Source organism: Halomonas sp. ATBC28 (assembly GCF_005937175.1).
GTDB lineage: Bacteria > Pseudomonadota > Gammaproteobacteria > Pseudomonadales > Halomonadaceae > Vreelandella > Vreelandella titanicae.
Genome location: NZ_VCQL01000226.1, coordinates 1 through 379 on the forward strand (window position 1 = coordinate 1; position 379 = coordinate 379).

A 379-nucleotide genomic window follows, 5' to 3' on the forward strand; every position below is an offset into this window, starting at 1 on the left:
GGTTGGTCCTGGGACAGGAGTTGCACCATTCCGTTCTTTCTTGCAAGAAAGAGAAGAAATAGGAGCAGAAGGAAAATCATGGCTATTCTTTGGAGACCAGCATTTTGTCACAGACTTCCTTTATCAAACAGAATGGCAAAATTGGCTTAAAGATGGTGTGTTAACGAAAATGAATATTGCTTTTTCTCGTGATAAAGCAGAAAAGGTATATGTTCAGCACCGTATGCTTGAGCATAGTAAAGAGCTATTTGAATGGCTGGAAGAAGGAGCTGTTCTTTATATTTGTGGAGATGAAAAGCATATGGCGCATGATGTTCATCAAACTCTTCTTGCTATTATTCAAAAAGAAGGTCAAATGTCCTTAGAACAAGCTGAGGAA

At 38.8% G+C, this 379-nt stretch carries 1 pseudogene; it reads left to right on the top strand.

What is annotated here, in order from left to right:
- A pseudogene (locus E0L35_RS26190) lies at positions 1-379 on the top strand (sulfite reductase [NADPH] flavoprotein alpha-component); the annotation flags it as partial.